Source organism: Colwellia sp. BRX8-9, assembly GCF_014077245.1.
In the GTDB taxonomy this organism is placed as follows: Bacteria; Pseudomonadota; Gammaproteobacteria; order Enterobacterales; family Alteromonadaceae; genus Colwellia_A.
Genome location: NZ_JACGVN010000002.1, coordinates 97,099 through 114,393 on the forward strand (window position 1 = coordinate 97,099; position 17,295 = coordinate 114,393).

Annotated in this window: 14 protein-coding genes; 6 read left to right on the forward strand and 8 right to left on the reverse strand. The window is 38.4% G+C overall.

Translation table 11 applies throughout. From position 1 onward, the window contains the following. Positions 1-236: 236 nt before the first annotated feature. The 3 genes from H4J70_RS20540 to H4J70_RS02140 form a co-directional block, all read right to left on the reverse strand. Positions 237-365, reverse strand: a complete 129-nt coding sequence (locus H4J70_RS20540) for a DUF3149 domain-containing protein (RefSeq protein WP_157470907.1) — start codon at positions 363-365, stop codon at positions 237-239. 156 nt (positions 366-521) lie between these two features. Then, the gene (locus H4J70_RS02135; RefSeq protein WP_182214699.1) at positions 522-1,244 is read right to left on the reverse strand and encodes a tetratricopeptide repeat protein; all 723 of its coding nucleotides are present in this window, start codon (positions 1,242-1,244) and stop codon (positions 522-524) included. A 67-nt stretch (positions 1,245-1,311) separates the two neighbouring features. Beyond that, entirely contained in the window at positions 1,312-3,219 is a 1,908-nt protein-coding gene (locus H4J70_RS02140) for an ATP-binding cassette domain-containing protein (protein WP_182214697.1), read from the reverse strand. A gap of 102 nt (positions 3,220-3,321) precedes the next feature. On the opposite strand from H4J70_RS02140, the gene H4J70_RS02145 reads away from it, so the two are divergent. Continuing rightward, on the forward strand, positions 3,322-3,516 hold the full coding sequence (locus tag H4J70_RS02145) for a YheV family putative zinc ribbon protein (protein ID WP_070374933.1): 195 nt from the start codon (positions 3,322-3,324) through the stop codon (positions 3,514-3,516). Positions 3,517-3,583: 67 nt separating this feature from the next. Here H4J70_RS02145 and H4J70_RS02150 read toward each other — a convergent pair whose 3' ends face one another. Both H4J70_RS02150 and H4J70_RS02155 read right to left on the reverse strand, forming a co-directional pair. Next, positions 3,584-3,820 (reverse strand): SlyX family protein, encoded by a 237-nt coding sequence (locus H4J70_RS02150; RefSeq protein WP_070374932.1) that lies wholly within the window; start codon positions 3,818-3,820, stop codon positions 3,584-3,586. Between the two features lie 12 nt (positions 3,821-3,832). Continuing rightward, positions 3,833-4,831: a hypothetical protein gene (locus tag H4J70_RS02155; protein ID WP_310733505.1), complete on the reverse strand. Its 999-nt coding sequence runs from the start codon at positions 4,829-4,831 to the stop codon at positions 3,833-3,835. Between the two features lie 131 nt (positions 4,832-4,962). Between H4J70_RS02155 and fkpA the strand changes: the two genes are divergently transcribed. Beyond that, complete coding sequence (fkpA, locus tag H4J70_RS02160) at positions 4,963-5,718, forward strand: FKBP-type peptidyl-prolyl cis-trans isomerase (protein ID WP_070374931.1); 756 nt, start codon at positions 4,963-4,965, stop codon at positions 5,716-5,718. A gap of 132 nt (positions 5,719-5,850) precedes the next feature. Here the strand turns inward: fkpA and H4J70_RS02165 are convergent, their stop codons facing one another. Further along, complete coding sequence (locus tag H4J70_RS02165; RefSeq protein ID WP_310733586.1) at positions 5,851-6,960, reverse strand: NAD(P)/FAD-dependent oxidoreductase; 1,110 nt, start codon at positions 6,958-6,960, stop codon at positions 5,851-5,853. A 212-nt stretch (positions 6,961-7,172) separates the two neighbouring features. On the opposite strand from H4J70_RS02165, the gene H4J70_RS02170 reads away from it, so the two are divergent. The 3 genes from H4J70_RS02170 to H4J70_RS02180 are packed head-to-tail and all read left to right on the forward strand — an operon-like array spanning position 7,173 to position 11,489. Continuing rightward, positions 7,173-8,972, forward strand: a complete 1,800-nt coding sequence (locus H4J70_RS02170) for an assimilatory sulfite reductase (NADPH) flavoprotein subunit (protein ID WP_182244190.1) — start codon at positions 7,173-7,175, stop codon at positions 8,970-8,972. After that, positions 8,972-10,720 (forward strand): assimilatory sulfite reductase (NADPH) hemoprotein subunit, encoded by a 1,749-nt coding sequence (gene cysI, locus H4J70_RS02175; RefSeq protein WP_220470354.1) that lies wholly within the window; start codon positions 8,972-8,974, stop codon positions 10,718-10,720. Before H4J70_RS02170 ends, cysI begins: the two co-directional genes overlap by 1 nt. Beyond that, the gene (locus H4J70_RS02180) at positions 10,713-11,489 is read left to right on the forward strand and encodes a phosphoadenylyl-sulfate reductase (protein ID WP_157470904.1); all 777 of its coding nucleotides are present in this window, start codon (positions 10,713-10,715) and stop codon (positions 11,487-11,489) included. The genes cysI and H4J70_RS02180 overlap by 8 nt, the downstream gene beginning before the upstream one ends. 1,032 nt (positions 11,490-12,521) lie before the next feature. Here the strand turns inward: H4J70_RS02180 and H4J70_RS02185 are convergent. After that, a complete protein-coding gene (locus H4J70_RS02185) occupies positions 12,522-13,436 on the reverse strand; it encodes a TIGR03899 family protein (protein ID WP_182214692.1) in 915 nt (304 codons plus the stop codon). 268 nt (positions 13,437-13,704) lie between these two features. Here H4J70_RS02185 and H4J70_RS02190 point away from each other — a divergent pair, with 268 nt between their 5' ends. Beyond that, positions 13,705-15,927, forward strand: a complete 2,223-nt coding sequence (locus H4J70_RS02190) for an EAL domain-containing protein (RefSeq protein ID WP_182214690.1) — start codon at positions 13,705-13,707, stop codon at positions 15,925-15,927. A 76-nt stretch (positions 15,928-16,003) separates the two neighbouring features. Here the strand turns inward: H4J70_RS02190 and H4J70_RS02195 are convergent, their stop codons facing one another. Next, on the reverse strand, positions 16,004-17,185 hold the full coding sequence (locus tag H4J70_RS02195) for an MFS transporter (RefSeq protein WP_404842479.1): 1,182 nt from the start codon (positions 17,183-17,185) through the stop codon (positions 16,004-16,006). Between the last annotated feature and the right edge of the window lie 110 nt (positions 17,186-17,295).

Consider the following 17,295-nt stretch of genomic DNA (forward strand, 5'->3'; position numbering starts at 1 on the left):
TCGTATCAAACAGTAAAAATATACGCCTGCAAAATTTTAGGTTGCTAAAGACCCCTCTTTGGCAGCTATTACCCTTAGGGTTATATTGTAGAAATTAACTACTTCAACGTTTAATTAAATTTTTTGAAAGATATTTTCGGTGCTTAAACGTAATAATTGCAGTTGCTGACTTTATTTTACGGTTTCCACCTTAATTAAGAAGGTTGCAACTTTAATCAACTTCTACAGGTTTTTACCTAATTATTTTCATTGATGTTTTTAAGAAAATAATAAACATAGAAAGCACCAATACCTAAAAGAATTGCTAATCCGCCAAAAGAATAAAGTACAACGGGATCATTAATAATCATATCGAAAAAGTTCATAATAGACTCCATAAAAATAATTGAGTTATAACAAAAATGGCTATAACGTAATGTTATAGCCATTTTAAATCGTGGGTTACTTTATGGTTGTGATATAGATCAATGAACCTTAAATTTATCCCTTAGATTATTGTTTTATTTTTTAGAGCTAAGGTTTTATTGTTTAGCTTTTAATGCTTCTTGTTCGATAATTTGTTGATAAAGTCGGTCAGCCTTTTCCCTTGCTTGAGCTATTTCTACATTGCTGAGTTTTAAGGAGTCCATATCGCGACTTTTTCCTGCATTTTGATAACCATTACTTGCGGAAATAATATTCCATATAAAAGACATCTCTACACTTTTCTCAACACCCAATCCTTCAAAATACATCAGTGCTAAATTAAACTGGGCTAGGGCGTAGTTTTGCTTTGCCGCAGTTTCATACCAACGTGCGGCTTTTGGATAGTCTTTATATGTACCCGTGCCATTGAAATACATAACACCAAGATTAAATTGTGCGGCAACGGAGTCTCTTATCGCTGCTCTTTCCATCAGTGCAAAAGCGGTTTTTAAATCTTTTTTAACGATGACTCCGTCAGAATACATCAGTGACAAACTAAATAGTGCGTCGGGGTGATTTTGTGAAGCGGCTAAGGACATTAATTCCAACGCTTTTTTGGGATCTTTTGTAACGCCGTAACCATTTAAATAAATAAGCGCCATTTGATACTGCGCAGGAGAATACTCCTGAGCAACTAAGGGTTCAAATTCATTTATAGCCGCTTTAAAAGCGCCACGGTTTAATTCATAAATGCCTTGGTCAAGATCACCTTGATAAGCAAAGCTCGAAACACTGCTTACTATAGATAGACAAAAAAGGGCGAATATTGTTTTTTTCATAACGTTCTCATTATTTTAATCGTATGATTATTAAGTGTAGCAAGTAATATAATTTAATGATTAATTTTTACAGTGAAGCTTGCAACATAATTTCTTCAATTTGTTCTTCTAATTCGAGCCAATACATTTCATTTTCTTCAACATCTGCTTTGAGCTTAGCTTGTTGCTTAATGAGTACGGCTAAGCGTGCTTTATGTTCGCTTTGATATATCTCACTTTCGGCTAATACTCCTTCAACTTCAGCTAATTCAGTTTGCAGCAGTTGCACTTTCTTCTCGTATTTATCGGCTTGTTTACGCAGTGGAGATGCTTTTTTACGTAATTCAGCTTGGTCTTTGCGTAATTGTTTTTTATCAACAACCTCAAGAGACTTTGCGGGTTTAGTATTTTTCAGTGTTTGTTTTTTGTCTTCGTTAAGCCATTGTTGATAGTCATCAATATCACCAGAGAACTCGCTAACTTGACCATTGGCAACTAAGAAAAACTCATCAACACACGACTCTAATAAAAAGCGATCATGGGCAATCAAAATAATAGCCCCTTCAAAGTCTTGTAAAGCAAAGACAAGTGCTTGACGCATTTCTAAATCAAGATGGTTAGTGGGCTCATCGAGGAGAAGTAATTGTGGCTTTTCATTAACAATTAACGCCAATACCAGACGTGCTTTTTCTCCACCTGACATGGTACTTACCGGAGAAAGTGCTTGGTCGCCAGTAAAACCAAAGCTACCTAAAAAATTGCGCGCTTGTAGCTCTGTAGTCTCAGGTTTAGCACGAACAATATGATCAATCGCACTACTTGGCATATGTAATTGTTCAAGCTGATGTTGAGAGAAGTAACCAACAGTTAAGTCTTGGGCGCAATAACGCTCGCCTTTAATTAAGGCAATATCGCCGGCTAATGACTTTATTAATGTCGACTTACCCGCACCATTTCGTCCTAAAAGACCGATTCTACTACCGGGTACCAGCGTGAGACCGACATCACGTAAAATAATGGTTTCTGGATTATAGCCACAGGTTGTCTCTTTTAACGCTAATAATGGATAAGGCAATGTTTCCGGTGTTTTGAAACTGAAGGTAAATTGGCTATCAACATGTGCGGGTGCTAAGTCAGGTAATTTTTGTAAACGCTTTAAACGACTCTGTGCTTGTTTTGCTTTACTGGCTTTTGCTCTAAAGCGATCGACGAATGAGGTTAAGTGAGCAACTTCTTTTTGCTGTTTTTGAAATTGAGCATCTTGTTGTGCTAAATGTTCCGCGCGCTGACGCTCAAAGGCGCTATAATTACCCGAATATAATTTTGCTTGTTGATGTTCAATATGAAGAATTTGTTCAATAACGTCATCGAGAAAATCACGATCATGTGAAATAAGCACTAAAGTACCGGTAAAGCGTTTTAACCAACGCTGTAACCAAATTACCGCATCTAAATCTAGATGGTTAGTGGGTTCATCGAGTAAAAGTAAATCTGCGCGGCTAATTAACGCTTGAGCCAAGTTAAGACGCATGCGCCAACCACCAGAAAAATCCTTTACGGCATCACCTAGTTGTTCTTGTAAAAAACCTAAACCATGCAATAACTCGCTGGCACGGGCGGGTAAACTGTAGCCATTTATGGCGTCAATATGGTTGAGAATTAACGCTTCTTGGTTGCCATCATCATTTAATCGAGCTTTCTCAAGTTGTTGCTCAAGTTGACGAAACTCTTTATCTCCGTCCATCACATAATCTAAGGCTGATTGTTCGAGGGCGGGAGTTTCTTGTTTTACTGTCGCGACATCCCAGCCTGAAGGCATATTTACATCGCCCCTGTCGGGCTGTAACTCACCTAATAAGGCCGCAAATAAAGAAGATTTTCCACAGCCATTAGCGCCAACTAAGCCGACTTTGTGATTAGGATGAATAGTAAAGCTTGATGATTTTATGAGGTTTTTAGCGCCTCTATCTAAGCTTAAATCGGTGGCTATGATCATTGTGTATTATTACTCATTTTAATTCAGGCCGCTATTGTCCTTTTCCTATCGACAAGATTCAAGGTAAAATAATACAACTCGATTTTATTTGGATTGAAACACATGAAAAAAAGATTTATTGCTGGCGCTATTTGCCCGAAATGTAATGCTATGGACACCATGGGATTAACAAAAGAAAATAATGTTGAAAAAGTTACTTGTGTTAGCTGTGGGCATCAAATGTCACAGCCAGAAGAGCATGTCGTTAAAGAAATCCGCCCGCAAGAGCAAGTGATTGGTATTTTTAAGCAAGAATAAATCGTTACTTTACCAAGCTGAAATATTTCAGCTTGGTATTTATTTGAATGAAAGCTCAGGTTAAGAGTTAATAATGTGGTGGTGGCGGTTCGATATCTTGCGACTGATTTTGACCCGGATTATTATCTTGAACACGACTTGCGATTAACTTTAGCTGTGCCCTAATGTCTGAAATTTCTAATTGATGAACAGCAAGTTCATTATTCAACTGTTCAATAACATCGTCTTGAAAGGCATTACGAGATTGCAGCGCTTCAACATTTTCTTGTAATTCGATTATTTTTTTTTGTATTTCTGTTGTCATAATTTGGGGTACCTAACGCGACTTTCTTTGCCAAAGCTCAGCGTATCCTGATGAACTTTCGGTGATTATTTGGTTCTTTCCTCGAAAGGCGACACTATACACTACCGCGCCTGCAGCACGTATACTTTCTTTTGGCGTAACTCGCCAGCTGTCAAGCCGCTCTCCGGTTAGTATGCTCCATAGGCTAACTTTTCGAGTTGGGGCTCCTGTTAATAGTTGAGTACCATCATCAGAAAACCTTACTGAGCTAAATATTTCGTGACGGTTATAGTATTGAAGTTGGCTAATGCGTTTACCTGTTTTTAAATCCCATATGTTTGAAGATTTTTTACTGTCTGCAGTAAAAGCAAACCGACCTTTAGGGTCTAGAGCCACCATAGTAACGCGACTGGGATGATTAAATCGGTAAATAACCTGCCCACTTTCTGTATCCCATACATAAGCGACGTAATCATTGCCTCCTGAAATAGCGATACGGCCATTGGGGAGCATATCAACAGCATTAATTTTTTCTGTATGACCTAAGAACTCTAAGCGACGGCCATTGCTCATAGTAATGTGAACAACGGTGCCATTACTTTTACCGAGTAAAATAAAGTCACCATTATTGGACAAGGCAATATCACGAATCGTTGACTCGCGTACTTTCCAATAACCTTCTGATTGCCCTGTTGCTATATTCCACAACGAAAACGCTTCTCGATTTGCGGTCAATGCATGGCTATTATTATTGGATATATCGGCTAACAGCACTAAATTATCGCTACTATCTTGCTGTTGTGACCAGCTGTATTTTAATGCATTCTCTTCTATGTCCCATAAACTTAAGCCATGATAAATAGAAGAGACAACACTGTATTTGCCATCATTAGAAATATTAGCTGCATAAGCACCATCTGTAGCATGCTGCCAACGCTGTACAGGCTTGTCCTCTGCAGGCTGGCAAGCACTGTTCAATAAGGAAAATAGACAGATGAAAAGCAGTGTTAGCTTGTTATTACACTTAATCACAATATTAATACTTTTTTCTTAGTTAATTTATCGTTAGTATAAGCCGCATTGTCTAACAATACATAATATTTAATCAATGGCTTAGGGGGACTTCCTCCAACTGAGTACTAGGTTACGTTAACGGAGAAAAAATGAAATTATTTAAGCCAACTATGTTAGCTATTGCACTTGTGTCAGTGTTTGGCTGTCAAGAAAGTGTAAAACCAACCGAAACAGCGCCTGTTTTAGAAACTGAAATGCAAAAACAAGCTTACAGTTTAGGTGCTTCAATTGGCATGTACATGCAGAAGAATCTTGATCAACATGAGAAGTTGGGTGTTCCACTTGACCAAGCATTAATTACTCGTGGTTTCATGGACAGTCTTGCTGGCAAATCAATCATTGAGAAAGAAGAGATCCAAGCACTATTAATGAGCCTTGATGAACAAATGAAAGCAAAGCAACTAGCAGCAGCAGACGCTGAATCTGAAGCGGCAATTGCTGAAGGCATGAAATTTTTAGAAGAAAATGCTAAGAAAGAAGGTGTACAAGTTACTGAATCAGGTATTCAATACCTTGTTGTAACTGAAGGTGAAGGTGATAAACCTAGCGCTACTGATACAGTAACGGTTCACTATAAAGGTACTTTCTTAAACGGTGAAACTTTTGATAGTTCATATGAACGCAATGAACCAGCAGTATTCCCTTTAAATCGTGTTATTAGCGGTTGGACAGAAGGCGTACAGTTAATGTCAGTGGGCTCAAAGTACACTTTTACTATTCCATCTGATTTAGCTTACGGAAAAAATGGCAACCCGCCACGTATTCCTGGTAACTCAGTATTACAGTTTGAAATTGAATTATTAGACATTCAAAAATCAGCTGAACCAGAAGAAATCACTCAGTAATATTATTACTTTAGTGTTAAAGGAGCCAATTGTGTAAGCAATTGGCTTTTTAATTCATTTTAGAAACTCAAAATATAAACACTCATTTTTCACTCGCCATAAATACCTTACTCACTTTCAAATATATAAGCATTATATGGCTAGTCTTTCGTCGACATATTCAGCTATAGCTAAACTAGAAGTTAAGCCGGGTGAGTCAATACCAAACAGATTCACTAATCCTTTCAAGCCATGCACTTTTTCACTTTGAATGACAAAATCTTTAAAACCATCATTCGGACCTTCTAATTTCGGACGAATACCCGAATAAGCAGGCTGTAATCTTTCGCTATCTAATGAAGGGTAATAGCGTTGAATCGCGGCAACAAATTTAGCTTTTAGAAGCGGAGAGACTTCATAATCAATATCATCTATGTACTGTGTGTCGGGACCAAATTTTAATTGTCCGCCAATATCTAATGAGGCGTGAATACCTAAACCATGCGCTTCGGGTAAGGGATAAATGAGTTGTGTAAAAGGACTTCTCCCTTGGTATGAAAAATAATGGCCTCGACAATAATAAAGCGTTGGAATATGTGACTTTTTTAAATCACTAATATTTTCGGCAACTTTAGTACTTTGTAATCCCCCTGAATTAATTAAATAATCACAATGCAGCTGCATTATTTCATCTTGACTATTTAAAGTAACAACAAAGCCATCATTATTTTTATCTGCCTTTATAAAGGTGGTTTTTCCAACAAACTGACCATTATTATGCTCAATTTCTGCCAGTAAAGCCTGCATATAACGATGACTATCAATAATACCTGTTGAAGGGGAAAGTAAGGCAGCGGTGGCATGTAATGCTGGATTTGACTTCTTAAGCTCGTCTGCCGTTAACCAGACGAGATCATTAACATCATTAAGTGCTGCTTGTTTTATGGTTTTGGCTAAACATTGCTCTTCTTCCTCGCCGTGGGCAACCAGTAATTTTCCTAGGCGTTGATGAGGAATGCCTCGATCTTTACAATATTGATAAAGCTTCTCTTTTCCTTGCACGCATAGCTTAGCTTTTAAACTGTGCTGAGGATAATAAATGCCGGCATGAATAACTTCACTATTACGACTACTGGTTTCTTCACCAAAGCCAGCATTTTTATCAATAATGAGCACGTTATTGAGCTTATTGCTAAGTCTTGCCGCAATGGCTAAACCCACGACACCAGCGCCAATAATTATTGCGTCTACTTTTTCCATCATTTTATCTATTCTTTTAGCTTGAATTAAGTGTGGTCGCCCCTTATCTAAATTTCAAGAAAAAGAATGTCTTAAAATTTAGATAAGAGTGTGGGTAAAGGTTCAAAGAACTGACTTATTCTATTTTGGAATAAAAAAGCCTTTTCTATTCTTTTTATTATATGCAAAGTCAGTCTATTATTATTTTACTAAATTTAAATGGGCGAATTGACATTATGTTGCCAAACCAACAGAACTTACAAAAAACTATGCTAGATGCTGACCAACTTTCATCATTACAAAACGCTATTGGCAGTTACTCTCAGTTGCAGCTTGCATGGGCAAGTGGTTACTTAGCGGCTAAATCTGAAGGAGCATCGTTAAGCGTTAGCCCTACAGCTTCAGCTGTTGCAGCTCCTGCGCCTGTATTAACCATTTTATTTGGTTCTCAAACCGGAAATGCTAAAGGTGTTGCTAAAGCGTTAGCCGCACAAGCACAAGCAGAAGGTCTTACCGTCGACTTAAAAAGCATGAGTGACTTTAAGCCAAAAAGCATTAAAAATCTGACTCACCTATTAATTGTCGCCAGTACTAATGGCGAAGGTGAAGCACCCGATGATGCGATTGCTTTACATGAATACTTAGGCTCGAAAAAAGCGCCAAAGCTCGATGATTTACGCTATAGCGTTTTAGCCTTGGGCGACACTAGCTATGAGTTCTTTTGTCAAACGGGCAAAGACTTTGATGATTACTTAAGTAAGCTTGGTGCAAAACAGATTACCGCACGCGTTGACTGTGACGTTGATTACGAAGCTGAAGTAAAAGCATGGTCAGAGACTATTGTTAAAGATGTAAAAGCCTTGTTGGGTAATGAGATTGATAGCCATAATGTTGTGGTAATGCCAACACTTGGCGCGTCTAGCGAATATACAAAACAGGCGCCTTATGCTGCTGAGTTAAGTTTAAGCCAAAAGATCACCGGTCGTGATTCAGCAAAAGATGTTCGTCATATTGAAATCGATTTAGCCGATTCAGGTATCACCTATCAAGCCGGTGACGCTTTAGGTGTGTGGTTTGAAAATGACACTGAGTTAGTCGCCGAACTTATTGCAATACTTGGTTTGTCAGGTAATGAAAATATTGATGTTGGCGGTGAACGTTTATCACTGGAACAAGCATTAATTTCAACATTAGAAATTACTCAAACAGTGCCTAATTTCATTAGCTTTTGGGCGGATAAATCACAAGATAAAGCTTTGCTTACCTTGAGTGAAGATAAAAATGCTGCGCGTGAATATGCGGGTAACCATCAAATTATTGATGTAGTTAAAGCAGCTCCGGCGAAAGTAACAGCACAAGACTTTGTTGATGCGCTTAGAAAGATTACTCCACGTTTATATTCTATAGCCTCGAGCCAAGCTGAGGTTGAAGAAGAAGTACACTTAACGGTGGGCTTAGTTGAATACAGCGAAAATGATCAGTTAAGAAGTGGCGGTGCCTCAAGCTTTTTAGGTAAACGCTTAGCAGAAGGCGGCACAGTTAAGGTTTTCATTGAACACAACGATAACTTTCGCTTACCTGAAAATGGCGATACGCCTGTGATCATGATTGGCCCAGGTACTGGTATTGCTCCTTTTAGAGCCTTTATGCAAGAACGTGAAGCAAGCGAAGCAAGTGGTGATAACTGGCTGTTTTTTGGTGATCAAACCTTCACTCAAGATTTTTTATACCAAGTGGAATGGCAAGGCTATTTAAAATCAGGCTTGTTAACGCACCTTGATTTAGCCTTTTCTCGTGATCAAGCGGCAAAAATATATGTGCAAGACCGTTTACGTGAAAAAGCCAGTGAGATTTTTGCTTGGTTAGAACGTGGCGCACATTTATATATTTGTGGTGACATGAGCCGTATGGCAAAAGATGTTGAGCTTGCCTTGGTGGATATTATTGCTGAGCATGGCAAGTTGAGTACAGAACAAGCACAAGATTATTTAAAAGAATTGCGTAACGCCAAGCGTTTCCAAAAGGATGTTTACTAATGACTACAACAAATAAAGAAATCGTATTAACAGGTCCAGGACCGTTAATTGTAGAAGGTAAACAGGCTGATAACGAACGCTTAAAAGCAGATAGTAATTTTTTACGAGGGACAATTGTTGATGACTTAAAAGACCAAGTCACCGGTGGTTTCACTGCAGATAATTATCATATTATCAGAACTCATGGTATGTATCAGCAAGATGACCGTGATATTAGAACTGAGCGTAGTAAACAAAAATTAGAACCTTTGCATAATGTTATGTTACGAGCTCGTATGCCTGGCGGTATCATTAAACCAGAGCAGTGGTTGGCTATTGACAAATTTGCTCAAGAGAGCACTTCATATGGCAGTATTCGCTTAACAACACGTCAAACATTTCAATTTCATGGTGTGTTAAAGCCCAATATTAAATTAATGCACCAAACATTAAATAGTATTGGTATCGACTCAATTGCGACTGCTGGCGATGTTAACCGTAATGTTCTGTGTACTTCTAACCCTATTGAGTCAGAACTTCATCAAGAAGCTTATGAATGGGCTATTAAAATTAGTGAACATTTACTGCCTAAAACACGTGCTTATGCAGAGATCTGGCTAGATGGCGAAAAGCTTGAAGGCCCTGAAGGTAAAGAGACACAAGAGCCTATTTTAGGCAGCAACTACTTACCACGAAAATTTAAAACGACTGTTGTTATTCCGCCACAAAATGATATTGACGTTCACGCTAATGATCTCAACTTTATCGCTATTGCTAAAGATGGAAAATTAGTTGGTTTTAACGTACTTGTTGGTGGTGGTTTAGCGATGACTCATGGCGATAAGTCAACGTATCCTCGCAAGGCTGACGATTTTGGCTATGTGTCTTTAGCACATACCTTAGATGTTGCGACCGCTGTTGTAACAACACAACGCGACTGGGGAAACCGAGTTAATCGTAAAAATGCTAAAACTAAGTACACACTTGACCGAGTGGGTGTAGAAACCTTTAAATCGGAAGTTGAGAAACGTGCCGGTATTACTTTTGAAACCTCTCGTCCATACGAGTTCACTGAACGTGGCGATCGTATTGGTTGGGTTGAAGGTTTTGACGGTAAGCACCATTTAGCCTTATTTATTGAAAATGGCCGTTTATTAGATAGCCCAGGTAAACCCCTTAAGTCAGGTGTTGCTGAATTAGCGAAAATACACAAAGGTGATTTTCGTATGACCGCGAACCAAAACTTAATTGTCGCGGGTGTAGTAACTGAAGATAAAGCACAAATTGAAAAAATTGCCCGTGAATATGGCTTAATGAACGACACGGTTTCAAAGCAACGTAAAGATTCTATGGCTTGTGTAGCATTTCCTACCTGTCCATTAGCTATGGCTGAAGCAGAACGCTATTTACCGGGTTTTGTTACCGACGTAGAAGGCATTTTAGCCAAACATGATATGAGTGATGAAAGTATTATTTTACGTGTGACTGGTTGTCCAAATGGCTGTGGTCGTGCGATGTTGGCAGAAATTGGTTTAGTTGGTAAAGGTCCAGGTAAATACAATATGCATTTAGGCGGCAACTTGGCAGGAACGCGAGTACCTAAAATGTATAAAGAAAACTTAAGCGAACAAGATATTCTTGATGAAATGGATATGCTAGTGGCTCGCTGGTCATCGGAAAGAAACAGCAATGAAGCGTTTGGTGATTTTACTATTCGTACCGGCATTATCGCAGAAGTGAAAAATAGTAAGCGAGATTTTCATGACTAAACCTATTATTAATAGTGCTGACATCGCTGCGGCAAAAGCACCGATTAATAACCGTTTTCCTGCGTCTTTACCTAAGCCTTGGCTTAACCAGTGGAACGAGCTATTAGAGCAGCAAACCGCGACTGAACGAGTTGAATGGTCGATGGAAAATTTACCATCACAGTTCGTTTTGTCTTCTAGCTTTGGCATTCAATCTGCGGTTATGTTGCATATGTTGACGCAAGTCGATGCGAATATCCCGGTGATTGTTACCGACACTGGGCACTTGTTTCCTGAAACTTATCAGTTTATTGAACAGCTCAACGAACGTTTGAAATTGAATTTACACGTTTATAGCGCGACAGAAAGTGCGGCATGGCAACAAGCAAAATATGGCGAAGAATGGGCAAAAGATGAAACATCACTCAAAGCTTATAATCGCCGTAATAAAGTTGAGCCGCTAGAACGTGGTTTACATGAGCTCAATGCAGCAACATGGTTTTCTGGCGTGCGTCGTCAGCAATCAGAGCATCGTGAAGGCTTGTCTGTAGTCAGTATTTTACGCGGTCGTTTTAAAGTACATCCTATTATTGATTGGAGTAATAAGGATGTACATGAATACTTAACTAAGCATAACTTGCCCTATCATCCTCTATGGGACCAAGGCTATGTATCGGTTGGCGACACACACAGTACACGGCCATTAACGTTAGGTATGAATGAAAGTGATACCCGCTTTTCTGGCATGGCCAGAGAATGTGGTCTACATACTGACGGTGACGGTATTTAAATAACGCCCAACTTAACGTTTACTATTAAGGACAAACATCTTAGATGCTTGTCCTTTTTTATGTTGGGTACTTTTTGTCGGGAAAAAAACTGCATTTCAGTATCTGTATTGGGATCTTGAAGTTTAGTAATGCGATCAGGTCGATAGTGACAGGGCTTGATGTGAACTCTTGTCGTCATGCTGAACTTGTTTCAGTATCTGTATTGGGATCTTGAAGTTTAGTAACGCGATCAGGTCGATAGTGGTAAGGCTTGATGCCCACTCTTGTCGTCATGCTGAACTTGTTTCAGTATCTGTATTTTTTTGGGGGTAAGTACAGATCCTGAAACAAGTTCAGGATGACGGGGGTTATAGCAGGATGACGGTGCTTATAGCAGGATGGCGTTGCTGGTAGCAGTATGAATAGGCTTGTATCTTTATTGAGATCTTGAAGTTTAGTGACACGATCAGGTCGATAGTGATAGGGCTTGATGCCCACTCTTGTCGTCATGCTGAACTTGTTTCAGTATCTGTATTTTTTTGGGGTAAGTACAGAACCTGAAACAAGTTGAGGATGACGGGCTTATAGCAGAATGAAGGGTTACAGCAGAATGATGGGTTATAGCAGGATAACGTTGCTGGTAGCAGTATGAATAGGCTTGTATCTTTATTGAGATCTTGAAGTTTAGTGGCACGATCTGGTCGATAGTGACAGGGCTTGATGTGAACTCTTGTCATCATGCTGAACTTGTTTCAGTATCTGTATTGGGATCTTGAAGTTTAGTGACACGATCTGGTCGATAGTGACAGGGCTTGATGTGAACTCTTGTCGTCATGCTGAACTTGTTTCAGTATCTGTATTTGGGGAGGAAGTACAGATCCTGAAACAAGTTCAGGATGACGGGGGTGGTAGCAGGATGACGGGGTAGGCAGCAGGATGACGGGGTTGGCAGTTATATGACGTTGCTTATAGCAGGATGACGGGGCTGTAGCAGTCAGAGGGGCTTGTATCAGTATCTACATTGGTGGCTCTCAAACCACCAATTCTTATCCTTATCCCTCTATAATTGAAAAATTTTCGCTTAATGCACTTTTTAAATGCTGTAAATAAACATCATCAATATTATCGCTGATCAGACGTGCTAGCTCGCTGCCTATTGGCGTAAATTTATAAAACTTCAGTACACAAGATGATTTTTTTGCGGTAAGCGTTAATGGCTTACCGTTAAAGTTAAAATGGAACGACTCTGACTTGTTCATAGGGCTAGATTCTGTCTCTTGAATAAAGACCAGATGATTATCGGCTAGAATTAATAAATCAGCATAGCTCAATGAAAATTGGTTGAAGGGTATATTCTGTTCTCTATTTTTATTAAAAAAGTTTAGTAAGCCAGGTGTCTGATAGGCTCCTGAAATAATACGTATATTTCTTTTTGTTTGTTCTGTCACCGCTAAACTACAGGCCTTTGCTAACAATTTCGCTTCCGTGATACTCATGGCACGAAAAACCTTGAGGGTTTTAGTGGAAAATGAACCGGGTTGTGATATTTCCCCTGCTAGTATTTTTGCCCACAGATTTTGCATGGTGGTATTACTGACATCTTCGGCGAGTTCGGTAAAGGTACTAAACCAATCAGCATCTGCTTTATGGGTAAACTCGGTAGCAGAGCAGTAATTTACTGACTTTTTTATAATAGCTTCAAGATTCTCTTGTTTTCGTAATGCGGCAATCCGTGCTCTTTTTTGGGTTCTTTCTTCTAATGGCATCTGTTTTTCTGAAGAAATTAAGCCACCATCAAGTACAAAGTTTTTAGCCAAGGCAAGCAGTTGCATTTGGGAAGAAACACCGGCATTTTTTTTATTGCCGCTATTTTTAGCCGTAGATTCTGTTGTTTTTATTACTTCAGTGTTAACCGGTTCCTCAGCAATAACCAGCGGTGCAGTTGAGGGTTCGTTGATGTCTTTCATAAAAATTACCGTAACTAATATATTATTTTCATTACTATTTTTTCTAAGCATACGCTGGAAAATTAAAATCAGCAATATTCTCTTTATTCATCTAAACTTAACATAAATTAAGGAAGCAATTGAAATTATGAATATAATTGTAATTCTAGGTTGAATATTATTTAACTGACTCTTATTATGTAGTTTATTGGAAATATGATTCATAATAAAATTTGATGTGAAAAAAAAACCTTAATCAGTAGTATTTTTCTGGTTAAATGAGGACGATATGCAGGCTTCTGAAAATAATAATGACGACTTTTTATTTATTGATGATAGTGATGAAGATGAAATTCTAAATGATGGCAGTGCTGAAACGTGGAAGGTTCTGATTGTTGATGACGATCCCGAAATTCACTCTGTTACTCAGTTAGCACTCTCAGATCTCGTCGTCTTAGGTAAAAATCTAGAGTATATACATGCTTACTCTGGGCGTGACGCATGTCTGCTTATTGAAGAGCACGAGGACATCGTTTTGGTATTACTCGATGTTGTTATGGAAACGGATGATGCGGGCTTAAATGTTGTAAAACATATTCGAGAAACTTTATCTCGTCAAGATATACGTATTGTTTTGAGAACCGGTCAACCAGGCTATGCTCCTGAAGAAAGTGTTATCAAAGATTATGATATCAATGACTATAAAACCAAAACAGAGTTAACTCGTCGCAAGTTAGTGACTACCGTTTACGCCGCTATTCGTTCATATCAACAAATTCATTCGGTTAATCAAAACCGCTTGGGCCTCGAAAAAATAATTAGTGCTACTGCTGACTTACTTGAACTGCACAGTATTCATGAATATGCAGAAGGTGTGTTGTCGCAATTAATTAAGTTGAGTAAGAGTCATTGCAGTGTTTTTTGTGCGCGTGGGCAAGGTATTATTGAGGGTTCTGACGATTTAAGCTTACATATCTTAGGTCAAATCGGTCATGACGCCGAACTGATTAATCAAAAAATTTCCTGCTTCGACAGAGATTCAGCACAAGATCGCATGAGTAGCTGTTTCACTCAAAAACAAAATAATTATGGTAGTGACTTTGCGGTATTGTATTTAGCAAGCGGTGGTTATCGCGCGGTTATTTATCTTGAAGTTGAGCAAGAGTTAACTGATATTCAAATACAGTTAATCGAAGTGTTTTTAGCCAATGTCGCCATCGGTTATGAAAATGTCCACCTTTTTCAAAAACTACGTAATGCTGCCTATCGTGATTGGCTGACTGAGCTGCCAAATCGTTTAGAGTTTGTTAATTTACTCGACAAGTTTAGTCAATCAGAAGAACCCAATCTTGTTGCCGCTTTAATAGATATAAATCACTTTAGTGATATTAATGATGGCTTAGGACAAGATTTAGGTAATAAGCTGTTGCTCGCTGTTACAGAGCGCATGAAAGAATTAGGAAAACATTGTCAGTTTGCTCGAATGGGTGCCGATGTTTTTGGTGTTATTGGTCCGGCTGAAAGTGTAAACCCTGATAAATTAATGTCATTATTTCATCGTTCGTTTACCGCGGGAGAACAACTATTACCTGTCACTGCATGTTTTGGGCTGTGCTCAAAAAGTAGTGCCGGTTCGCAAGGGGTAAAGGTTCTTAATCAAATAAATATCGCCTTGAATTTAGCCAAGAAAAGTAATCACGAAAATTTTGTTTATTACAAAAAAGAAATGGAAGATGAAACACTTTGGCGTTTAGGTATGATCAGGCAATTACGTACTGATTTTGCAGATAATCGTTTAGAGCTTTGGTATCAGCCTCAGCTTAGCTTAATTACCGGCAAGGTTATTGGCGCTGAAGCATTATTACGCTGGCGAACCGCCGAAGGAAAATTTATTTCACCGGCTGTGTTTATTCCTCTAGCAGAATATTCAGGGTTGATTGTAGAAATTGGTGATTGGGTTATTAACCAAGCCTGTAAACAAATAAAGGTATTAGAGCAACAGAAATTCGATCATGTTGGTATCTCTGTTAATGTTTCTATCCCACAATTTAAACGTGATAACTTCGTTGACAGTATCATTCAAGCGACGATTAATCATGATGTTAAACCAAGTAAGCTCGAATTAGAGATCACTGAAAATATTTTAATGGATGAACCACAAGTTGTTATTGATGCATTAGTTAAGTTGAAAGCTGAAGGTATCAGCATTGCGCTTGATGACTTTGGTACGGGCTATTCATCAATGAGCTATTTACAACAACTACCGCTTGACCGTTTAAAGGTCGACCGTTCATTTATTACGGGTATTGCAGAGCCAGGGCAGTCATTGATTGCAGATACGATTATTAACCTCGGTAAGCAAATGAACTTAAAAGTTATTGCTGAAGGTATCGAAGAGGAAGAACAACAAGCGCATTTAATCGCTCAAGGGTGTGACGAAGTACAAGGTTTCTTTTATGCTAAACCTATGCCTGCTGATGAGTTTTTAACCTTCTTACGTAACAATAAGTAATAAATACTGATTGTTGCTAGCTTGAATAAATTAAAGCCGAGATATAATGTCTCGGCTTTTTTATCGGCTAATATAGTTAAGATGTTTCTTGGTATCTAAACTCGACGCCTTCCCTTGGTTGGCATGGAATAAAGTGCGATAAAATCAAAGAACAACAAGCAAAGCCAGCACCAATATAAAAGACCCATGACGGGTTATAAATCCACACTAAACCAAGCAACGCCGGAATAACCACAGCGGCAATATGATTAATTGAAAAACTAACGCCAGCACTTGATGCTAAATCTTCAGGCTTGGCTATTTTTTGAAAGTAGGTTTTAATCGCAATAGCTAAAGCAAAAAATAAATGATCTATCACATATAAGCTTGCTGCGATCGTCGAGTTTTCGACAAAGCCATAGGCAATAAAGATAGTAATTAAACCGATATATTCAAATTTAAGCACCCGACGTTCACCAATAATGCCAATCAATTTGCCTATTTTTGCTGCGAATAACCAATTAAAAACATAGTTTATTAAGAATAATGCACTGATATCAGCAACGCTATAACCAAATTTTTCTACCATTAAAAAACCCGCGAATACGGTAAATATTTGGCGGCGCGCACCACTAAAGAAAGTCAAAGCGTAGAACAACCAATAACGTTTACGTAGTATCAGGCTTTTTTCTTGTTCGACCTTAACGGGAAACTCTTTAAAAGAAAGTGCCAAACAAATAGTGAGTACTAGGCCGAGTGCACCAAATAAGGCATAAGTACTTTGATAAGACCACGAGAACTTTTCCATCATCAACCAAATACTGCTAAAAGCGAGTAGTGATGCCGCTGATTTTACCGATAATAGACGCCCTAAAAAATGGGCTGTTTTATCTTTATCAATCCATTGCATGGTTAACGATTGGTTCACGGTTTCAAAATAATGAAAGCCAATAGACATGATAACAGTGGTCAGATACAAACCTAAAACAGAAGGAAAAAATCCGGTCATTATTACCCCAATAGCGGTAACGGCTAATGAAATAATGGCTAATTTTTGTTCTTTAATAAACAGTAGTACATAAATAACGGTAAAGGCTAGAAATCCAGGTATTTCACGGAGACTTTGTAAAATGCCAATTTCTTTACCGGTAAAACTGGCTTTTTCGATAACAAAATTATTGAGTAAAACCATCCAAACGCTAAATATTAGCGGCATAATAAATGCCATGGCGAGCAATAAATTCTCTGGTTTGTTGAAGTGTTCTTTAATTGACATTATTTTCCAATATTTGAGGCTGTAAATGCAGTCTTAATTGAAACAAATTATTACAGTTCAGCAGTATGTGATTAAAATTTAAAGCTATATATTGTTACGCGGGCTATTTTACC